This window comes from Rhabdothermincola salaria, from assembly GCF_021246445.1.
In the GTDB taxonomy this organism is placed as follows: Bacteria; Actinomycetota; Acidimicrobiia; order Acidimicrobiales; family Acidimicrobilacustridaceae; genus Rhabdothermincola_A; species Rhabdothermincola_A salaria.
In genome coordinates, this window is record NZ_JAJQXW010000001.1 from 768295 (window position 1) to 786710 (window position 18416).

The window sequence follows — 18416 nt, forward strand, 5'->3', positions numbered from 1 at the left end:
GGATCGGGCGCTCTTCCAGGTGCCCCAGGGGGTTAGGGGTCTGCTCAGTCGGACTGGTCGCCGGTGACCAGGACGGGACACGGGGCGTGGCGCACGACGTGGTCGGACACCGAGCCGAGCACCGCCCGGCGGATGCCGCCTCGACCCCGCGAACCGATCACGATGGCCCCCGCGCCGAGCTCCTCGGCGAGGGCGCAGATGGCCACCCCGGCGTCGCCGTGCAGGGCCCGTGTCTCGACCGGGTCGAGCTCGAGCGCCTCGGAGGTCTCGTCGAGGACGGTCTCGGCGTGGGCCACCGCGGCGGCCGTGCGGGCCTCGAGCTCCTCGGGGGTCATGACCCCACCCGCGAAACCGGTGCCGGTGACGAGCGAGGGGTCCGGTTCGTCGACCACGGTCACGAGCACGAGCTCCCGGCCGGGGCCGAGGAGCTCCAGGCCCGAGGCGAGGGCCTCGATGGCCAACGGGGACCCGTCGGTGCAGAGCAGGATCGGAGCGACCATCCCGGAACCGTACCCGGGCCCCGACCGGCGCGGCGTCAGAGACCGAGCAGCTTGGCCTTGGCGGCGGCGAACTCGTCGTCGCTGAGCAGGCCCTGTGCCTTGAGCTCGGCGAGCTCCTTGAGCTTGGCGATGGGATCGTCGCCGCCCGCCGGCGGCGCAGGTGCCGCGGGCACGGCCTGCTGGGCGGCGACCTGGGCGGCGGCCTGGGTGGCCGCCTGGTCGACCATGGCCTGTTGCTGCTGGGCGGCGGTGGCCTGCTGGGCCTCGGCCTTCTGGGCCTGGCGGTTGTGGACCCCGCCCGAGACGGCGGTGGCGGTTCCGGCGATGACAGCGGTGCGGGCCATGGTGCCCATGAGACCGGGGCGACCCCTACGACGGCGCATGCGTTGACTCCTACTGTTCCTGGAGGGCGGTGACGGCCCGCACGACGACGTCGTGGGGGATGCGGTCCTGGCTGATGAGGAAGCCGCCGGAGTCCCAGATGGCTCCGGCCAGGCGGGCCAGCCAGAGGTTCTCCCACACGACCACCATGGCGGCGGTCCCGACCTCGAGCTCCTCGGCGATGGACGACAGGTCCTCGTCGTTCAACATGTCGAGCGGGTCGTCGGCGAGGGCTCCGAAGGCGTCGGGGGCCTCGTCCTCGGTGACCTCGACCCAGGTGGTGGAGCCGTCGGCCGCCTTGCGCACGAAGACCAGGTCGATGATGCGAACCACGCCGCTCTCGGCCAGTTCCAGCAGCGCCGGGGCGATCTCGCCGTTGAAGGAATCGCCGGTGAAGCCGATGACGGCGACGTCGATCGGCGCGAGCCGGTGCGGATCGGGGACGACGGCCACGAGTTGCCTCCAGGAGGGTCAAGGCCCGAGATGGGCAGCGGCGAGATCCTAGTGTTCGGTGTCGAGCACCGGGGTGGGCCCGTCGAGCAGGTCGAAACGGATGCCTCGGGCGATGAGGCGGTCGGTGAGGGCGGCCCCCATGGCGACGGCCGTGGTCGTCTGACCGACCACGTGGGGGAGGTCGTCGAACGCCAGGCACAGGGCGGCCTCGGCCAGCATCCGGGAGGTCTCGTCGTAGCCGGGATCGCCTCCGCGCACCGCAGTCGTCACCTCGCGGCGGCCGTCAGAACCGTGGAAGCGCACCTCGAAGTGGCCCCGCCGGCGTTGTTCGGCGTCGGGGCCCGAGCCCGCCGGCACCCGAGCCTCGAGGGCCGTGCGCACCGGTGGGAGCTGGGCCAGAACGGTCAGCGCGGTGGCGCCGAGCACGGCGGCGGCGGCGAGGGGGAGGGGGCCCACCACGAGGTTGTGCGAGTAGGTGAACGACGTGCCGTAGCGGGGAAGCGCAGCCGCCGAACGAGCGACGATCCGGGGGTCGAGCGACGGGAACGGCAAGGACCAGTCGCCCTGCTCCCGCCACGGCCCGAGCCGCACCTGGACCGGTCGGTCGGGTGGGTCCTCGACGCCGCGACGTTGCCGAGCAACCCGTACCCCCTGAGGGATGCGGCCGAGGAATCCGAGCGCCGACGCGGCGGTGCCGCCGGAGAACCTCCCGCTGGCCCGAACGTGAGCGTGCACGGTGATCGGCCGGTCCGGGTCGAGCAGGCCGACCGTGAACCAGGCCCCGAGGTCGTGGGGCACCGAGTCGAAGCCGCAGGCGTGGACGAGGCGGGCGCCGGTGCGCACGGCGGTGGCGTGGTGGCGCAGGTAGGTGGCGTCGACGAACTCGGCCTCGCCGGTGAGGTCCACGTAGTCGGTGCCGGCCTGGGCGCAGGCCTCCACCACCCCATCGCCGTAGCGCAGGTACGGGCCGACCGTGGTGGCCAGCACCATGGTGCGCTCGGCCATGGCCCGCAGGCTGGCGCGGTCGTCGACGTCGGCGATGACCAGGCCCACGTCCGCACCGTCGGGACCGAGGGCGTCACGTACCCGACCGAGCCGCTCACGGTCGCGTCCGGCCAACGCCCACCGGCACCCCCGGGGCGCCTGGGCCACGAGGCGTTCGGCGGTGAGACCGCCCGTGAAGCCGGTGGCGCCGAAGAGCACGACGTCGAACTCCCGGGCGTTGCGGTCGCGCTGGGCCATGGGTGCCTCCTCGGACGGCTGCCAGCGCCAGTTCTAGCGTCACCGAGGCGCCACCGCGGGCTCCGGGCGAGCATCTGCGAGGTGGCTGAGCGAGCACTAGGGTCGCCGCCGTCCGAGCGCGAAGGAGTGACGTTGTCGTGAGGTTCCGGGTCACCGGCCACCGGATCGTGACGGTCGTGGTGGTGGTCGTGGGGCTGGTGGCCTCGCTCCTCGGCCCCGAGCTCGCCGCCGCCCAGCCGGAACCGTCCGAGGCGCGCATCGGGGGCACCGTCCGCCTCGCCGACATCGGCCTCGGCGGCTACGAGGTGGCCCTGGTGGCCGCCGCCGATGCCGAACCGATGATCCTGGCCACGGCGACCGCCGATGGCGCAGGAGCCTTCGAGCTCGTGCTCGAGGGGAGCCCCCCGCCACGGGCGGTGCTGTACCTGGTGGCCAGCGCGCCCGACCCCCCGAGGGCATCGCTGGACCTCCGCCTCGTCAGCGTGCTCGGCGTGGGCACCGTCCCCGGCACGGCGGTGGTCAACGAGATGACCACGGTGGCGGCCGCCTACGCCCTGGCCCGCTTCACCGCGCCGGGCACCAACGTCGTCCGGGGCCCGGACCCGGGGCTCCCGAACGCCGTGGGGATGGCCCACAACCTCGTCGATCCGTCCACCGGGGAGGCCGGCGTCGTCCTGCGCACCGCCCCGAACGGCGACGAGACCTCCACCCTGTCCACCGTCAACTCGCTCGCCAACATGGTCGTCGCCTGCGGCGACTCGGCCGCGGCATGCGGTGCGCTGCGCCGGGCCGCCACCTCTCCGGAGGGGCTCGTCCCCGCCGACACCCACCAGGCCCTGGTGAACGTGGCTCGCGACCCGTGGAGCTCGGCCACCGAGCTCTTCGTGGTGGCCACGCGGGGGTCGGTGCCTCGCCAGCCCGCCCGGGTCGCGGCTCCCGAGGCCTGGACCGTCGCCCTGCGCTTCGCCGGTGACGGCCGCACGATGAACGGCCCGGGCAACGTCGCCGTCGACCACGAGGGCAACCTCTACGTCGGCAACAGCTACGAGTACTCCCCGGACCCGACCGAACCGGTGTGCGCCGGCGAGGCGCTGCTGAAGTTCTCGCCGGACGGGCGCCACGTGCCCAGCTCCCCCTTCACGGGCGGCGGTCTGAACGGACCCGGTCACGGCGTCACCATCGACCCCTTCGGTGACGTGTGGGTGGGCAACTACGGCGCTGCCGCGCCGGGTTGCACCCAGGGGGATCAGCCCTCCCACGACAGCGTGTCCCGTTTCACCCTGGAGGGCACCGCGGTGTCGCCGCCTCGTGGCTACACCCAGGGGTCGGTCGACTGGCCCCAGGGCACGGGGGCAGACGATCGAGGCTCGATCTGGATCGCCAACTGCGGGTCCGACAGCGTGACCCTCTACTCGATGGGCGATCCCACCCGGCCGCGTACCCTCACCGACCTGGGCGTGAGCCAGCCCTTCGACGTGGCCTTCGACGACGAGGGCAACGCGTTCATCACCGGTGTCGGGAGCAGCAGCGTGGCCGTGCTCGATCCCGATGGACGACCCCGGCCCGGTTCCCCGCTCACCGGCGACGTGTTCAACCGGCCGATGGGCATCGCCGCCGACCAGGCCGGCAACCAGTGGGTGGCCAACTCCGGGTTCGTGGAGCCCCCCTGCCCGGGGCGGGCCGGCACCGACGGCACCAAGGGATCCGTCGCGCTCATCAGTGCCGAGGGCGAGCCGGTGGCCGCGTTCGAGGGCGGTGGCCTGACCATCCCGTGGGGCATCGCCGTCGACGGTGACGACAACGTCTGGATCTCGAACTTCGCCGGCAAACGCATCTCCCAGTTCTGCGGGGTGCCCGCCACCGACTGCCGCCCGGGTGGGTCGGTCGGGTCGGCCATCTCCCCGGACGCCGGCTACGGCTTCGACGGGCTCACTCGATCCTCGGCAGTGGCGATCGACCCCTCCGGCAACGTGTGGGCCACGAACCACTGGAAGGAGATCCCGGTGCCCACCAACCCGGGTGGCTACCAGATCGTCGCCTACGTCGGCCTCGCCGCCCCGGTGCAACCCGCCGTGCCCCGAGCCCGACCGGCCGCCCCGGCGGTCGCCGTTGTCGCCCTGCCCACCTTCACCGGTTGAGCCGCCCCCGTCGGCTACGTTGCCGCTGGGTTCCGGGTCCGCCTTCTGGGAGGTAGCGCCATCAACGTCCTCGCCGCGGCCGCCTCCGCCAGCGACCTCATGGCCGCTCGCCAGCAGATGGCGTTCACCCTGGGGTTCCACATCGTGCTCGCCTGCCTCGGCGTGTCGTTCCCGGCCATCGCGCTCATCGCCAACTACCGCGGCATCCGCCACGGCGACGCCGAGGCCATGTTGCTGGCGCGCCGGTGGGCCAAGGCCATGGCGGTGCTCTTCGCCGTGGGGGCCGTCACGGGCACGCTGCTGTCGTTCGAGCTGGGCCTGCTCTGGCCCGGTCTCTTCGAGCAGTTCGGTGACGCCTTCGGTCTGCCGTTCGGCTACGAGGGCCTCTTCTTCTTCACCGAGGCCATCTTCATCGCCATCTACATCTACGGCTTCGACCGCCTCTCGCCCTGGAAGCACTTCCTGTCGGGCATCCCCATCGTGCTGGCGGGCATCGGCGGCACCTTCTCCGTGGTGGCCGCCAACGCCTGGATGAACCAGCCGGGAGGCTTCGAGATCGGCGCCGATGGTCGCCTCTCGGAGGTCAACCTCTTCGGGGTCCTCTTCAACGACGGCGTCTGGCACCAGGTACCGCACATGTTGCTGGCCGCCTACATCGTGAGCGGGTTCGGTGTGGCCTCGGTCTACGCCTTCGCGATGCTGAAGGGACGGCGCGACCGGTACCACAAGGTGGGCCTGCTCATCCCGCTCACCGTGGCGGCCATCGCCATGCCGCTGCAGATGTTCGTCGGAGACTTCGCCGCCCGCCAGGTGTTCGACAACCAGCCCGTCAAGTTCGCGGCCATGGAGATGGTGCCGACGACCTCCACCGACGTCCCCGAGATCTTGCTCGGCCGCTACGTCGACGGGGAGGTCGAAGGCGGCATCCGCATCCCCGGCCTGGCCTCGCTGCTGTCGGGGTTCAGCACCGACACCGAGATCCAGGGCCTCGACACCGTCCCGCCCGAGGACCGCCCGCCCGTCACCATCGTGCACTGGGCGTTCGACGTGATGGTGGGCATCGGCACCGCGCTCTTCGGCCTGGCGGTCTGGTTCGGGTTCGTGTGGTGGCGCAAACGTCGGATCCCGAACACCGACTGGTTCCTGCGGGCGGTGGCCGTCTCAGGTATCGCCGCCGTGGTCGCGACCTGGGCGGGGTGGGTGGTCACCGAGGTCGGCCGCCAGCCGTGGGTGGTCTACGGCTACCTGCGCACCGAGGACGCCGTCACCTCCCAGGGCGGCCTCTGGTACTGGTTCGCCGGCATCGTCGGCATCTACACGCTGCTCGGGGTCACCGCCGTCGTCGTGCTGCGACGCATGGCCCGACGCTGGCGCGAGGAGGCGGCGGTCGGCTCGCCCTACGGCCCCGACGTGCACGACGAGAAGACCCCCGAAGGGGCGTCGTGAACCTCGCCGACCTCGTCGCCCTCGTCCTCTGGCTCGGCGTCAGCGCCTACGCGGTGCTGGGCGGGGCCGACTTCGGCAGCGGCTTCTGGGACCTCACCGCAGGAGGGGCCCAACGCGGTGCCCGGCCGCGGGCCCTCGTCGACCTGGCCATCGGCTCGGTGTGGGAGGCCAACCACGTCTGGCTCATCTTCTGCCTCGTCGTGCTCTGGACGGCGTTCCCGCCGGCCTTCGTGGCCATCATGACCACGCTCTTCGTGCCGCTCATGATCGCGGTCATCGGCATCTTGCTGCGGGGGTCGGGCTTCGCGTTCCGTCACGTCACCCGGGAGTTCGGCGCCCGGCGCGCCTTCGGCGTGGCGTTCGCGGTGTCGTCGATCGTGACCCCGTTCGCCATGGGGACCATCGCCGGCGCCATCGCCTCGGGTCGGGTGCCCCTCGACGGGTCGGGCGACCAGATGACGAGTTGGATCAACCCCACGTCCGTCTTCGCCGGGGTGCTCGCCGTCGCCACCTGTTCGTTCTTGGCCGCCACGTTCCTCGTCGACGAGGCCCGCCACCGCGACGACGCCGGTCTCGTCGAGTACTTCCGGCGCCGGGGCATCGGCGCCGGCATCGCCACCGGGGTGCTGGCCCTGGTGGGCATCGTCGTGCTGCGGGGCGACGCCGAGTGGCTCTTCGATCGTCTGGTCGGTCGGGCCCTGCCCCTGCTGATCCTGTCCGGACTCGGGGGCCTCGGCGCCATGTGGGCCCTTCACCGCCTGCGTCCGGCGCTCGCCCGGGTCCTCGCCGTGGTCGCCGTCGGAGCGGTCGTGTGGGGGTGGGGGGTGGCGCAGTACGACTACATGCTGCCTACCACGCTCACCATCGAAGAAGCCGCCGCGCCGTCGGGCACGATGTGGGCCCTCGTCGGCGTCGTGGTGCTGGCCGTGCTCATCGTCGGCCCGGCCCTGTGGCTCCTGCTCAGCCTCAGCCAGCAGAACCGCCTCGAGACCGAGGACCTGTCCGAGGTGGCCGCCGAGAACGTCCCCCACGGCCGCTGACGTGCCAGCATCGGTGCCATGAGCGACGCCGCGTCCCGCGCCTATGCCGCCGGTCTCCCGAACCCCGAGTTCGCCACCACGGCCCGCACCGAGCCCAAGGCGTTGTCCCAGGCCACCGTCGCCATCGTCACCACCGCCGCCATCCACCATCCCGGCGACGAGGGCTTCAGCTTCGACGACACGGGCTTCCGGGTCATCGACCAGGATCGCCCCGAGGTCGTCATGGGGCACTGGAGCCCCAACTTCGACCACGCCGGCTTCGCCGCCGACCCCGAGGTCGTGCTGCCGCGAGCACGCCTCGCCGAGCTCGCCGACGAGGGCGTGATCGGACGGGTCGCCGCCCGCCACGTCTCCTTCGCCGGCAACCAGGAGGACACCGTCACCCGGATCCGCCTCGACTCCGGTCCGGCGGCCGGCGAGCTGCTGCGCGGCGACGGGGTCGACGTGGTGGTGCTCACCCCCGTCTGACCGCTCTGCACGCGCACCGTGTGTGTGCTCGCCCACGTCCTCGAGGCCGCCGGCCTCGCCACCGTCGCGCTCGTGTCCAACCGGGTCGTGGCCGAGAAGATGCACCCGCCGCGCGCCCTCTACGGCGAGTTCCCGCTCGGCCGACCGCTCGGCAAGCCGGGCGACCCCGCCTTCCAGCGTGACGTGCTGATGCGAGGGTTCGCCCTGCTCGACAGCCCCGAGGTGCCGGTGCTCGTCGATCACCCCGAGGTCATCGAGATCGACGAGACGCCGCTCGCCTGTGCGCTCCCGCCCCGCTACGACACCTCGGTGCCGGCGGCCGTCGACGAGGCGCGGGCTCTGCGCCCGGCATGGGACCGCAGCCTCGACCGTCTGGGGCTCACCTCGGTCGGGCGGGTCACCGACGCCGACGGCATCCCCGATCTGGTCGGCCGGCTGGTCCGCATCGCCGAGGGCGAGCGGTGGGACGAGGTCGGCCTCCCGGGCGACCCGGTCAGCTGCGCCCACGACCTGCGCACCTACTACGAAGAGGCGGCCATCGCCCTGGCCGACGACGTGACCGGCGGTTCCGCCGAGGTCTGGTTCTCCGAGGTCACCGAGGCCGGCCAGACGCTCCTGGCCGCCCGGCGGCGCATGAAGGAGCAGGACGCCCCGTTCGCCTTCTGGTTCTACATGGCCGCAGGCGTGCGCTCCTGAACAGGGAGGCGCGCCGGCGTGGGGTCACCGACCGGTCCGTCCGCAGGTGCTGGACTGGCCCCGATGAGTTCCCCGCCCCAGCCCGACACCGATGCATCCGGCCCCGACCGGGCCGGGCCGAAGCGCTGGTGGCGTCGCCGCGCCGCCGCCCGCGCCGCCGCCCGGGAGACGCCCGCCTACGCGGCCTACGTGGCCCGCACCGAGGCGTATCTCGACCTCTTCGCGCTGGTCACCATCTGGCTGACGGTCGTGCCCATGACCCCGAGCCTGCGACCCGACCAGGGGTGGGGCTGGGACGTCGGTCGCATGGCGCTGTCGGTCGTCTTCGGCGTCGACCTGCTCGTCCGCTCCCGTCTCTCCGGGCAGGGATGGCGCTACGTGAGCCAGCACCCCGCGCTGAGCCTGGCCGTCATCGTCCCCCCGGTGCGCATCCTGTTCAGCCTCCGGTTGCTGCGCTCCATGTTCGCCCGCGGGAACCTGGCCCAGTTCCTCGTCGTCGCCGCGCTCTTGGTGCTCAACGGAGCCGTCATCGTCTTCGCGTTCGAGTCAGGCGCCGAGGGCTCGAACATCGAGACGATGGGCGAGGCGCTGTGGTGGACGGCCGTCACGGTGGCCACGGTCGGGTACGGCGACTTCACGCCCGTCACCGTCGGCGGGCGCCTCACCGCCACCCTGCTCATGGTGCTGGCCATCGTGGTGGCGGCGGTGGTGACCGCCCAGATCGCGTCGAACTTCAACGACCAGGCGGCCCAGTCGCGGGGTGATGAGCGGGGCCCCGCCGACGATGGCACCGACGTTCCGACCGGGCGGGCGACCCCGCTGCCGGCGATGAGCGCCGCGCAGCACGCCGAGCTCATGGCCCGGCTCGAGCGGATCGAGGGCCTGCTGCTCGACGGGCGCGGCGACGAGACGGGTCGCGACACCAGGTGACGTCCCCGCCGCCACTCGAGCGACGCCCGACCCGAGCCGAACTGGCGGCCTACGACGGGGCGACCGTCGACGACCTCCTGGCCGACCCGCTCCGGCTGCTGTTCGTGGGCATCAACCCCGGGCTCTGGACGGCGGCGGTGAACGCCCACTTCGCCCGGCCCGGCAACCGCTTCTGGCCGGCCCTGCACCGCGCCGGGATCACCTCCCACGTCGTCGACGCCTCGGCCGGGCTCACTGCTGCCGATCGGCGCGTCCTGGCCGAGGCCGGGGTGGGCATCTCCAACATCGCCCCCGTGGCCACCGCCCGGGCCGACCAGCTCAGCGCGGCGCAGCTCTCCGAGGGCGGCGATCGCCTCCGCCGGCTGGTCGCCGAGCGGGCCCCTCGGGTGGTGGCGGTGCTCGGCGTGACCGCCTATCGCCAGGCCTTCGGCCGACGCCAGGCCGCCATCGGTCGCCAGGACGACGACTTCGAGGGCGCCGAGCTCTGGGTGCTGGGCAACCCCAGTGGACTCAACGCCCACGAGACGGTCGAAACCTTGGCGACCTGGTACCGCCGGGCGGCCCAGGCCGCCGGCGTGGCGCTGCTCGACGTCGGACCCGACTGAGGTCGGACCGGTGATGCGCCGTCGACGTCAGCTCAGGCCCGGCGGTCAGAGAGCGCCCAGGAGGCCACCGCCGATGCCCCCGCGGCGCTGACCACAGCCGGCCAGGGGCCGATCTTCTTGGCCAGGGGGTGCGACGCACCGAAGGAACCCAGGTAGACCACGCCGAGCACCGAGGTGCCGACGGGTCCGGCGTGGCGGAGCCACTCTCGGCCGGCGACCGCCCCACCGAGGGCCAGCACGGCCCCACCGAGGGGACGGACCCCGGTCTCTCGGGCGACGAGGTAGCCCCCGATCAGGGAGGCGGCGACGACGGGGGCGGTGGGGATCCGGGCCATGGCGGCCACGGTAACCCCCAGGGCTGCCTACGATGCCCGAGCCGATCTCCGGGGGGAACCGACATGACGACGCAACGACCGCCGTATCGCGTGGTGCAGTGGACCACGGGCAACGTGGGCCGACGATCCGTGCGGGCGGTGGCAGCCCGCCCCGACCTCGAACTGGTCGGTTGCTACGCATGGAGCGCCGACAAGGCGGGGCGCGACGTGGGTGAGCTGTGCGGACTCGAGCCCCTGGGCGTGACCGCCACCGACGACGTCGAGGCCCTGCTCGCCCTCCGACCCGACTGCGTCGTCTACAACCCGATGTGGCCCGACGTCGACGAGATGGCGCGCATCCTGGCCGCCGGCGTCGACATCGTCAGCACGGCCGGCTTCATCACGGGCCATGCCTTGGGCGCGGGCCGCGACCGCCTGCTGGCGGCCTGCGAGACGGGGGGTTCCACGCTGTTCGGCTCGGGCATGAACCCCGGTTTCGCCAACCTCATCGCCCTGGTGTCCACGGGCATCTGCGACCGGGTCGAGCGCATCACCGTGCTCGAGTCGGTCGACTCCACCGGCTACGACTCACCGGACACCGAGCTGAAGGTGGGCTTCGCCCAACCGATCGACGCCCCCGGGCTGGCCGAGATGACCCGAGAGGGCACCGCCGTGTTCGGCGATGCCGTGCACATGATGGCCGACGCCCTCGGAGTCGACCTCGACGAGGTCCGGTTCGAGGCCGAGTACGCCCGCACCACCCACGCCCTCGACCTCGGCTCGTGGACGATCCCGGCCGACGGCGTGGCCGGCGTGGCCGCCAGCTGGCAGGGCTGGGTCGACGGTCGCTGCCTCATCGACCTGCGGGTGCGGTGGCGCAAGGGCCGGACGCTCGACCCGGATTGGCCGGTCGAACACGGGTACGTCATCGACGTCGAAGGTCAGCCCCGGGTCCACACCAAGGTGGAGGTGGCCCCGCCCCCCGACTTCCAGGCCACCTCCTTCGCCGACTTCATGGTGCTGGGCATGATCATGACGGCCATGCCGGCGGTCGACGCCATCCCCGCGGTGTGCCAGGCGCGTCCCGGCATCGTGACCTACGCCGACCTGCCGCTGATCGCCGCTCGCCCCTCCTGAGCGCGGGTTCTGCCCCGATGCGGCGATGGGCACGAACCCAGGATGAGCGAGAACGACGAGAACCGTGAGTACGAGCAAGGCGATCCGCTACAAGGGGCGGTCGATCGGCGCGACGGCACCGACGACGCCTACGCCGAGGTGTCCGACGAGCTGTCCGAGGCCATCGGCCTCGCCGACGACGACCCGGTGAGCAACGACACCTGAGCCTCGAGCAGGATGGGCACGACGGTCCGACGGGACGAACGTCAGGTGTCGTCGACGTCGATCGGGGGCAGGTCGGGAGGAGGGAGGCCCTTGAGCTGCTCGAGGCGGCGGCGGTCGCGCTTGGTGGGCCGGCCCGTCCCTCGGTCACGCAGCCCTGCGGGGCCGGCCATGACCCGGGGAGGGGGCGGGGGCGACTGGTCGACGTAGCAGGTGGCGGCCACCGCCGCACCCACCCGCTTCTCGATGGGCTCGAGCACCTCGAAGACCCGGTCCCGGCCGTGGGCTCGCACGTCGACCCGGCGGCCGGCGGCGACGGTCGTGGCCGCCTTGGCGGGGCGGCCGTCGACGCGGACGTGACCGGCGCGGCAGGCGGCGGTGGCCTCCGATCGGGTCTTGAACACCCTGATGGCCCACAACCAACGGTCCACCCTCGCCTGGTCCATGACCACAGTCTCCCTCCCTCGGCGCGCCACCGCGTCGCGGCGTGACAGGATCGACGCCATGGAACTGACCCACTTCGCCTCGCTGACCCTCGGCCTCGCCTCCGACCGGCTCTACATGCTCGGCGCCACCCCCGCCGGCACCCGGATCATCCAGGAGATCGCCTCGGCCCGCCTCGAGGGCGAGAAGGTCAAGGCCTCCATGGTGGGCCAGGCCGGTGCCGACTGGTTGGCGGTCGACGCCTCCGGCGTCGCCACCTTCGACATCCGCATGACCCTCGAGACCGATGACGGGGCCGTGCTCTACCTGGCCTACGAAGGTCGGGCCGACTGGAGCGGCGGCATGGGGCAGGCGCCCGTGTACGTGGGCATGCAGTTCGAGGCGGGCGACGAGCGCTACCGCTGGCTCAACGGCCTGCAGCTCTTCGGTCGCGGCGAGGTCGGCGGCGGCGGGGCTCTCACCTACGAGATCTACCAGCCCCACTGAGGACGGATCGACGCATGGCGGAGGAGCCCGCAACAGGATCGCCCACCACGATGTCGGGCGACAGCGCGTTCGCGCAGGCCGTGGGCCTCGAGCTCGACGAGGTCGGGCCCACCCGCGTGGTGGGCCACATCGACCTCGGCGCCGAGCACCACCAGCCCATGGGCCTCGTGCATGGCGGTGTCTACTGCGCGGCGATCGAGGCGGCGGCCAGCATCGGGGCCAGCATCTCGGCCCAGGAGCGGGGCCTGAGCGTCGTGGGTGTGAACAACAACACGCACTTCGTCGCCGGCATCAGCGAAGGTCGTGTCACCGTCGTGGCCGAGCCCATCGTCCAGGGCCGCACCCAACAGCTCTGGAGCGTCGACATCCGACGGGCCTCCGACGATCGTCTGGTCGCCACCGGCCAGCTGCGGGTGCAGAACGTGGAGCCGCGCCGCTGAAGCCCCGCCCAGGTCACTCCGCAGCAGCCGACAGCTCCCGCACGGAGTGCACGGGCACCGCGCCCAAGGCGGACAGCAGGTCGGCGCGGTCGGCGGCGGCGATCTCCACCACGAGGCCGGTGCCGAGGTGGCGGGTCTCCATCCGCTGTCCTCGGTAGACCGCGGTGGTCGTCCACGACGTCGGGGCCTCACCCACCAGCTCCCCGATGGCGGCGAGGACCGGTCGCGCCGCGGCGGCGTGCTCCGCCGCCACCGTCACCTCGATCAGCTGGCGACCGGCGTCCCCGAGCGTCCCGGGTGGCGACAGCGGGGCGGGCGAGGACGGGCCCGGCTGTGACATGGCCGCGATGTCGCCCGGGGCCGGGTGGGAGGTGTCGTCGTCAGGAGTCGACGACGGTGGCCCGGCGGGGGCAGGCGCCGAGGCCGCCGCCATGCGCTCGAGGAGGTACCGCGTGGCGTCGAGCGCGCGGGTGCGCAGGTCTCGGGCCACGTCCAGCCGTCCGCGCGACATCGCCGCATACGGGCGCAGCGTGAACCCGGTGACCGCCCCGTCGTGGTCGGGACGGGTCCAGTCGATCGCGGTCGACGGCGGGGGCTGGGGGACCAGGCCCACGAATCCGAGCGCTCGCAGGTGTCCGAGCAGCTCGAGCGGGGGCGCGCAGCCGTCGTAGCTGATCTCGACCTCCGGGGGTGCGGTCCCCTCGACGTGGAGCGTGAGCGCTGCGCCGAGAGAGGTGAGGGTGAACGTCGAAGAGGGCACCCCACCGGATCGTCGTGGCGGGATCGGTGCTTGAGGCGGCATCCGCGACACCTCGATGAAGGCCTGCTGTCGGCCATCTGACCTCAGGGGCCGGGCAACGGTCCGGGCGCGGCGGCCACCGGTCGCGTGGAGGCCTCCGGCGGTGGCATCCTGCAGGGATGCACGGGGACCAGCCAGGCAGACGGAGGCGGGCGCCACGATGAGCGGCGCCGTCCTGCTCACCGGTGGTGCCGGCTACATCGGCAGCCACACCTGCCTGGTCCTGCTCGAAGCGGGCCACGACGTCGTGGTGGTCGACGACCTGTCCAACGCCAGCGAGGAGTCGCTGCGGCGGGTGGCCGAGCTCACCGGCCGTCCCGTGGCCTTCCACCAGGTCGACCTGCGCGACACCGAGGCCCTCGACGCGGTGGTGGCCGAGCACCCGATCGAGTCGGTCGTGCACTTCGCCGGGCTGAAAGCGGTCGGGGAGTCGGTGGAACAACCCCTGCGCTACTACGACGTCAACGTCGGCGGCACCGTGAGCCTTCTGGACGTGCTGCAGCGCCGTGGCATCCGCCGCCTGGTGTTCTCCTCGTCGGCCACCGTCTACGGCGAACCCGAGACCGTCCCCATCGACGAGGCCGCGCCCGTCGGCGCCACCAACCCCTACGGCCGCACCAAGCTCGTGATCGAGCAGATCCTCGCCGACGTCGCCGTCGCCGACCCGGCGTGGCACATGGTGGCCCTTCGCTACTTCAACCCGGTGGGCGCCCACCCCAGCGGGCGCATCGGCGAGGACCCCCGCGGCATCCCCAACAACCTCATGCCGTTCGTGATGCAGGTGGCCGTCGGGCGCCGCGACGAGCTCGTGGTCTTCGGCGACGACTACCCGACCCCCGACGGCACCTGCGTGCGCGACTACATCCACGTGATGGACCTCGCCGAGGGCCACCGCGCCGCCCTCGACCGCCTCGACGACCTCCCCGGCTACCGACCCGTCAACCTGGGGACGGGCTCGGGATCGACGGTGCTCGAGGTGGTGGCGGCCGCGTCGCGCGCCGTGGGGCGCCGATTGCCCCGCCGGGTGGGTGACCGGCGGGCCGGGGACGTGGTCGCCAGCTTCGCCGACCCCTCCCGGGCCCAGCAGGTGCTCGGTTGGCAGGCCGGTCGTGGCCTCGACGAGATGTGCGCCGACGCCTGGCGTTGGCAGTCGAACAACCCGCAGGGCTACGCCACGCCCTGATCGCCCGTCGACCCGGCTCCGGGCCGCCGCTGGCGGGCGACGCCCGGGAACCCGGGCTCAGGCGGCGGGATGGTCGGCGTACCAGGCGCGCAGCCGGGTGAAGCCCTCGTCGAGGCCCACCCGCGGCCGCCAGCCGAGCACCCGGTGGGTCTCACGCTGGTCGAACCAGTGGGCCACCGAGAGCTGGCGGGCGGCGAAGTGCGTGAGGGGTGGCTCGTCGCCTCGCCAGACCCGTTCGACGGTGCGCCCCACCCACGCCGCCACCGGTGCTGGAACGCGGCGCGGGGCGGCGTCGACGCCGGCCGCGGCGAGGATGGCGGCGACCAGGTCCCGCACCGGACGTGGTTCGCCACCGGTGACCAGCCAGGCCCGGCCGGTGGCCTCGTCGCCGGCGGTCGTGTGGTCGAGGGCGGCCACGAGGGCGTCGGCGGCGTCGTCGACGTAGGTGGAGTCGATGAGGGCGCGCCCCCCGTCGGGCAGCGCCAGGCGCCCGGCTCGGGCCCGCTCGACGATCCGGCCGACGAGCTGGGTGTCGCCCGGGCCCCAGACGAGGTGGGGCCGTACGACCACCGTGGGCACCGGTGGGTCGGCGAGCACCAGCCTCTCGGCGACCGCCTTGGAGCGGGCGTATCCGTCGCGGCCGACGTAGTCGGCGGGTTCGGCGCCCACGCCGACGGCCGGGGCATCGTGGAAGGCCACCGACGGCGTGGACACGTGCACGAACCGCCCGCTGCGCCGGGCCGCTTCGCGGGCGTGGATCGTGCCGTGCAGGTTGACGGCCAGGAAGTCCGCCCACGGAGCCCGGGGCACGACCAGGGCGGCCAGATGGACGACGGCGTCGTGGCCGGCGGCCGCCCCCAGCAGGGCGTCACGGTCGCGCACGTCTCCCGCCACGTCGCGCAGGCCGGTGCCCGAGGGGCGACGCTGGAAGCAGGTGACGTCGTCGCCCCGTTCGGCCAGGGCGGTGGCCACCCGTCCGCCGAGCAGGCTGGAGGCGCCGGTGACGAGGACCCTCATCGGCCGGCCAGGAGGGCGTCGGCGGCGGCGGCGAGGGCAGCCCGATCGACCTTGGAGCGGTGGCGGACGTCGACCGGCAGGGGCCCGGCGAGCACGGCCGCGACGGGATGGGCGGCGGCGGCGCGCACCGCGTCGGTGGTCGTGGCGTCGGCCAGCCCCAGGCGGCCGGGTTGGTCGACGACGACGACCAGCACCTGGTTGCCGACCGGCCCGACGCCGACCGCGGCCACCGGGCGACCGAGCGCCTCGGCGATGGGCTGTTCGACGGCGACGCTGGCGAGAGGCTCGGGGTCCGACCACACGACGTGGGCCAACCGCCCCAGCTGGAACAGGCGACCCTCGTCGTCGGCGTAGCCGACGTCGCCGGTGCGATGGAACCGCCGGCCCTGGCGGTGCACCGTGGCGTCGGTGTCGGTGCGCCAACGTCGGTCGTAGCCGTCGCGCATCCACGGCGCGGAGACGAGGAGCTCACCCCACTGCCCCGCGGGAAGGGCCTCGCCGTCGGGGTCGTCGAGCGGTACGACCAGCACCTCGGCCCCCACGAGCGGCCAGCCCGTGGCGGTGCCCCCGAGCGGTCCGGGTCGGGTGGCGTCGGTGCCGTCGGTGACGGGCATGGCCTCGGTCATCCCGTACGGGGCTCGCACGTCGGCGCCGGTGACGGCGGTGATGCCCCGGGCCAGGTCGGCATCGATGGGCGCGCCGGCCAGCATCACCAGGCGCAACGGCGCCCGGCGACCCTCGGCGGTCGCCACGATGCGACGCGCCGAGGCGGGGGAGAGCCAGGCCACCCCGACGTCGTGGCCCTCGCAGGCGGCGACCAGCCGGTCGAGGTCGAGGTCGCCCGGGCGGGTCACGTCGATGTCGGGGAGCACACAGGGCACCCCCAGAGCCGGGCCGAGCAGGACGAACGGGGCGAAGGACGTGGTGAAGGCCTCGTCGCCGGTCATGGCGAACGACGACGCCACCACGTCTCGCTGGTGGGCCAGGGCCCCGTGGCGGTATCGCACCGGCTTGGCCGGGCCGGTGGCGCCCGAGGTGTGGACCACGGCGGCGACGTCGTCGGGGCCGAGGGCGGGAAGGGGAGCAGGGGCGCCGAGCAGGGGGGCGGCGAGCGCCAACGCGCCGGGGACGCGGTCGAGCGAGGCCCGCCGGGCCCCGGGGGTGAGACCGAGCAGGCGGGCGGCGACGAGCGTGCGGCGGGTGCCGACGACCCAGGAGGGCGTGGCCCCGCGCAGGGCGTGGCGCAGGCCCTTGGGTCCGAGGCCGGCATCGGCCACGACGAGGACGCCGCCGGCCTTCCAGATGCCGTAGGCCACCACCAACATGTCGCCGGACGGTGGCACCAGCAGGGCGACGCGGTCGCCCTGGGCCAGGCCGGCACCGAGCAGGCGACGGGCCACCATGTCACTGCGGGCGGCGAGCTCGGCCCACGTGACCGACCCGTCGGGACCGGTGTAGGCCGCACTGGTGTGGTCGGCGCGTTCGCCGAGGGCGGCGGTGACCGCTCGGAATCGGGCCTCGTCGGGGGCGGCGGTCGGGCCGGCGCTCGGCGCGTCGGTTGCGACGGCATCGGTCTCGGCGCTGTCGAGGTCGGGGGGTTCGGCGAGGACCCCGTCGAGCCAGGCCGCGGCCACCTCGCCGATGGGCTCGTCGAGGGGGACGAGGTGCCCGGCCCGGGGGAAGCGGTGGACGTCGGCATGGGGCGCCCGCTCGAGCAGGTCGGCCAGGAAGCGGTCGTGGAACACCGGGTCGCGTCCGCCCCACACCAACAGCAACGGGACGTCGAGCGCGGCGAGGGCGTCCGCGCTGCGGCCCAGGGCCGCCCATGACGGGTCCGACGGATCGAGAGGGATGTCGGCGACGAAGCGGGCCACCGCCTCCCGGCGATCTGCAGCCCCGTACGGAGCCCGCAGCGCCGCCCGGTGCTCGGCGGCGGTCATCGCCGCGGTACCGGCCACGAACAGCGGTGTGCGCCGACAGGCCAGGTCGACCATCCGGCGGGCGGTGGCGATCAGAGGGGGGACGGCAACCCCCTCCGGCTTGGCCACGGCGGTGTTGGCCAGCACGACGGCCTGCACCGTCAGCTCGGCGGAGGCCCCCACCGCGATCGGACCGCCCCAGTCGTGGGCCATGAGCACCAGCGGTCCGGACACCTCCTGGCGGCAGAAGGCCACGAGCTCGTCGACCCGCTCGGCCATGCTGCGGGGTCCGGTGCGCTCGGACCAGCCCATGTTCGTCTGGTCCACGGCCACCACCCGCCAGTCGGGTGAGAGCCGGCGCAGGACGTCGCGCCAGAGGTAGCCCCAGGTCGGGTTGCCGTGGACGCAGACGATGGTGCCCTTCGGGCCCGGGCCGGTGTCCAGGACGTGCCAGTCGACCGTCCGACCATCGGCACCGGTGATGGTGATCCGGCGGGACCAGGCGGGGTCGAGGCCCCAGCGGCGCAGGTCATCGGCCGCGGGCGAGATGGCTCCGGGCGCGTCCGGTGGGGTCACG

21 protein-coding genes are annotated in these 18416 nt (G+C 73.4%); 12 read left to right on the forward strand and 9 right to left on the reverse strand.

The window, feature by feature from the left end; all coding sequences use genetic code 11:
• Positions 1-44: 44 nt before the first annotated feature.
• From LUW87_RS03505 to LUW87_RS03520, 4 genes are read right to left on the reverse strand one after another with little or no spacing between them, the layout of a single operon-like run.
• Positions 45-500, reverse strand: coding sequence for a universal stress protein (locus tag LUW87_RS03505; RefSeq protein ID WP_232669685.1), 456 nt, complete (start codon positions 498-500; stop codon positions 45-47).
• A gap of 35 nt (positions 501-535) precedes the next feature.
• Entirely contained in the window at positions 536-844 is a 309-nt protein-coding gene (locus tag LUW87_RS03510; RefSeq protein ID WP_232669686.1) for an SHOCT domain-containing protein, read from the reverse strand.
• A gap of 49 nt (positions 845-893) precedes the next feature.
• Complete coding sequence (locus LUW87_RS03515; RefSeq protein WP_232669687.1) at positions 894-1334, reverse strand: DUF6325 family protein; 441 nt, start codon at positions 1332-1334, stop codon at positions 894-896.
• Between the two features lie 48 nt (positions 1335-1382).
• The gene (locus LUW87_RS03520; protein ID WP_232669688.1) at positions 1383-2576 is read right to left on the reverse strand and encodes a saccharopine dehydrogenase family protein; all 1194 of its coding nucleotides are present in this window, start codon (positions 2574-2576) and stop codon (positions 1383-1385) included.
• A gap of 137 nt (positions 2577-2713) precedes the next feature.
• Here LUW87_RS03520 and LUW87_RS03525 point away from each other — a divergent pair, with 137 nt between their 5' ends.
• The 7 genes from LUW87_RS03525 to LUW87_RS03555 all read left to right on the forward strand — a co-directional run bounded on the left by LUW87_RS03525 (position 2714) and on the right by LUW87_RS03555 (position 9899).
• Positions 2714-4714 (forward strand): NHL repeat-containing protein, encoded by a 2001-nt coding sequence (locus LUW87_RS03525; RefSeq protein WP_232669689.1) that lies wholly within the window; start codon positions 2714-2716, stop codon positions 4712-4714.
• A 99-nt stretch (positions 4715-4813) separates the two neighbouring features.
• Positions 4814-6160 carry a cytochrome ubiquinol oxidase subunit I gene (locus LUW87_RS03530; protein WP_232669690.1) on the forward strand — a complete coding sequence of 449 codons (1347 nt, stop codon included), beginning with the start codon at positions 4814-4816 and terminating at the stop codon, positions 6158-6160.
• Positions 6157-7200 carry a cytochrome d ubiquinol oxidase subunit II gene (locus tag LUW87_RS03535; RefSeq protein ID WP_232669691.1) on the forward strand — a complete coding sequence of 348 codons (1044 nt, stop codon included), beginning with the start codon at positions 6157-6159 and terminating at the stop codon, positions 7198-7200. Before LUW87_RS03530 ends, LUW87_RS03535 begins: the two co-directional genes overlap by 4 nt.
• An 18-nt stretch (positions 7201-7218) precedes the next feature.
• Complete coding sequence (locus LUW87_RS03540; RefSeq protein WP_232669692.1) at positions 7219-7668, forward strand: glycine/sarcosine/betaine reductase selenoprotein B family protein; 450 nt, start codon at positions 7219-7221, stop codon at positions 7666-7668.
• A gap of 24 nt (positions 7669-7692) precedes the next feature.
• A complete protein-coding gene (locus tag LUW87_RS03545; RefSeq protein WP_232669693.1) occupies positions 7693-8364 on the forward strand; it encodes a hypothetical protein in 672 nt (223 codons plus the stop codon).
• 63 nt (positions 8365-8427) lie between these two features.
• Positions 8428-9294 (forward strand): potassium channel family protein, encoded by an 867-nt coding sequence (locus tag LUW87_RS03550; RefSeq protein ID WP_232669694.1) that lies wholly within the window; start codon positions 8428-8430, stop codon positions 9292-9294.
• Positions 9291-9899, forward strand: a complete 609-nt coding sequence (locus LUW87_RS03555; RefSeq protein ID WP_232669695.1) for a mismatch-specific DNA-glycosylase — start codon at positions 9291-9293, stop codon at positions 9897-9899. The genes LUW87_RS03550 and LUW87_RS03555 overlap by 4 nt, the downstream gene beginning before the upstream one ends.
• A gap of 32 nt (positions 9900-9931) precedes the next feature.
• Here LUW87_RS03555 and LUW87_RS03560 read toward each other — a convergent pair whose 3' ends face one another.
• Complete coding sequence (locus LUW87_RS03560) at positions 9932-10234, reverse strand: hypothetical protein (protein WP_232669696.1); 303 nt, start codon at positions 10232-10234, stop codon at positions 9932-9934.
• Positions 10235-10297: 63 nt separating this feature from the next.
• Between LUW87_RS03560 and LUW87_RS03565 the strand changes: the two genes are divergently transcribed.
• Both LUW87_RS03565 and LUW87_RS03570 read left to right on the forward strand, forming a co-directional pair.
• Positions 10298-11350 (forward strand): NAD(P)H-dependent amine dehydrogenase family protein, encoded by a 1053-nt coding sequence (locus LUW87_RS03565; RefSeq protein WP_232669697.1) that lies wholly within the window; start codon positions 10298-10300, stop codon positions 11348-11350.
• Positions 11351-11392: 42 nt separating this feature from the next.
• Entirely contained in the window at positions 11393-11554 is a 162-nt protein-coding gene (locus tag LUW87_RS03570) for a hypothetical protein (RefSeq protein ID WP_232669698.1), read from the forward strand.
• Positions 11555-11595: 41 nt separating this feature from the next.
• On the opposite strand, the gene LUW87_RS03575 is transcribed toward LUW87_RS03570, so the two are convergent.
• Complete coding sequence (locus LUW87_RS03575; protein WP_232669699.1) at positions 11596-11997, reverse strand: RNA-binding S4 domain-containing protein; 402 nt, start codon at positions 11995-11997, stop codon at positions 11596-11598.
• Between the two features lie 58 nt (positions 11998-12055).
• Here LUW87_RS03575 and LUW87_RS03580 point away from each other — a divergent pair, with 58 nt between their 5' ends.
• Complete coding sequence (locus LUW87_RS03580; protein WP_232669700.1) at positions 12056-12481, forward strand: DUF3237 family protein; 426 nt, start codon at positions 12056-12058, stop codon at positions 12479-12481.
• A 50-nt stretch (positions 12482-12531) separates the two neighbouring features.
• Positions 12532-12921, forward strand: a complete 390-nt coding sequence (locus LUW87_RS03585; RefSeq protein WP_232669701.1) for a PaaI family thioesterase — start codon at positions 12532-12534, stop codon at positions 12919-12921.
• A 13-nt stretch (positions 12922-12934) separates the two neighbouring features.
• On the opposite strand, the gene LUW87_RS03590 is transcribed toward LUW87_RS03585, so the two are convergent.
• A complete protein-coding gene (locus tag LUW87_RS03590) occupies positions 12935-13681 on the reverse strand; it encodes a hypothetical protein (RefSeq protein WP_232669702.1) in 747 nt (248 codons plus the stop codon).
• Positions 13682-13880: 199 nt separating this feature from the next.
• Here LUW87_RS03590 and galE point away from each other — a divergent pair, with 199 nt between their 5' ends.
• The gene (galE, locus tag LUW87_RS03595) at positions 13881-14903 is read left to right on the forward strand and encodes a UDP-glucose 4-epimerase GalE (RefSeq protein WP_232669703.1); all 1023 of its coding nucleotides are present in this window, start codon (positions 13881-13883) and stop codon (positions 14901-14903) included.
• A gap of 57 nt (positions 14904-14960) precedes the next feature.
• Here the strand turns inward: galE and LUW87_RS03600 are convergent, their stop codons facing one another.
• Both LUW87_RS03600 and LUW87_RS03605 read right to left on the reverse strand, forming a co-directional pair.
• On the reverse strand, positions 14961-15920 hold the full coding sequence (locus LUW87_RS03600; protein WP_232669704.1) for an NAD-dependent epimerase/dehydratase family protein: 960 nt from the start codon (positions 15918-15920) through the stop codon (positions 14961-14963).
• On the reverse strand, positions 15917-18415 hold the full coding sequence (locus LUW87_RS03605) for an alpha/beta fold hydrolase (RefSeq protein WP_232669705.1): 2499 nt from the start codon (positions 18413-18415) through the stop codon (positions 15917-15919). Before LUW87_RS03605 ends, LUW87_RS03600 begins: the two co-directional genes overlap by 4 nt.
• Between the last annotated feature and the right edge of the window lies 1 nt (position 18416).

What these genes read in the sequence shown, in the direction of transcription:
- LUW87_RS03585 (WP_232669701.1), top strand. Translation starts at nt 12,532, where the DNA reads ATGTCGGGCGACAGCGCGTTCGCGCAGGCCGTGGGCCTCGAGCTCGAC.
- LUW87_RS03550 (WP_232669694.1), top strand. Translation starts at nt 8,428, where the DNA reads ATGAGTTCCCCGCCCCAGCCCGACACCGATGCATCCGGCCCCGACCGG.
- LUW87_RS03505 (WP_232669685.1), bottom strand. Translation starts at nt 500, where the DNA reads ATGGTCGCTCCGATCCTGCTCTGCACCGACGGGTCCCCGTTGGCCATC.
- LUW87_RS03540 (WP_232669692.1), top strand. Translation starts at nt 7,219, where the DNA reads ATGAGCGACGCCGCGTCCCGCGCCTATGCCGCCGGTCTCCCGAACCCC.
- LUW87_RS03530 (WP_232669690.1), top strand. Translation starts at nt 4,814, where the DNA reads ATGGCCGCTCGCCAGCAGATGGCGTTCACCCTGGGGTTCCACATCGTG.
- galE (WP_232669703.1), top strand. Translation starts at nt 13,881, where the DNA reads ATGAGCGGCGCCGTCCTGCTCACCGGTGGTGCCGGCTACATCGGCAGC.
- LUW87_RS03565 (WP_232669697.1), top strand. Translation starts at nt 10,298, where the DNA reads ATGACGACGCAACGACCGCCGTATCGCGTGGTGCAGTGGACCACGGGC.
- LUW87_RS03600 (WP_232669704.1), bottom strand. Translation starts at nt 15,920, where the DNA reads ATGAGGGTCCTCGTCACCGGCGCCTCCAGCCTGCTCGGCGGACGGGTG.
- LUW87_RS03575 (WP_232669699.1), bottom strand. Translation starts at nt 11,997, where the DNA reads ATGGACCAGGCGAGGGTGGACCGTTGGTTGTGGGCCATCAGGGTGTTC.
- LUW87_RS03510 (WP_232669686.1), bottom strand. Translation starts at nt 844, where the DNA reads ATGGCCCGCACCGCTGTCATCGCCGGAACCGCCACCGCCGTCTCGGGC.
- LUW87_RS03520 (WP_232669688.1), bottom strand. Translation starts at nt 2,576, where the DNA reads ATGGCCCAGCGCGACCGCAACGCCCGGGAGTTCGACGTCGTGCTCTTC.
- LUW87_RS03570 (WP_232669698.1), top strand. Translation starts at nt 11,393, where the DNA reads ATGAGCGAGAACGACGAGAACCGTGAGTACGAGCAAGGCGATCCGCTA.
- LUW87_RS03580 (WP_232669700.1), top strand. Translation starts at nt 12,056, where the DNA reads ATGGAACTGACCCACTTCGCCTCGCTGACCCTCGGCCTCGCCTCCGAC.
- LUW87_RS03560 (WP_232669696.1), bottom strand. Translation starts at nt 10,234, where the DNA reads ATGGCCCGGATCCCCACCGCCCCCGTCGTCGCCGCCTCCCTGATCGGG.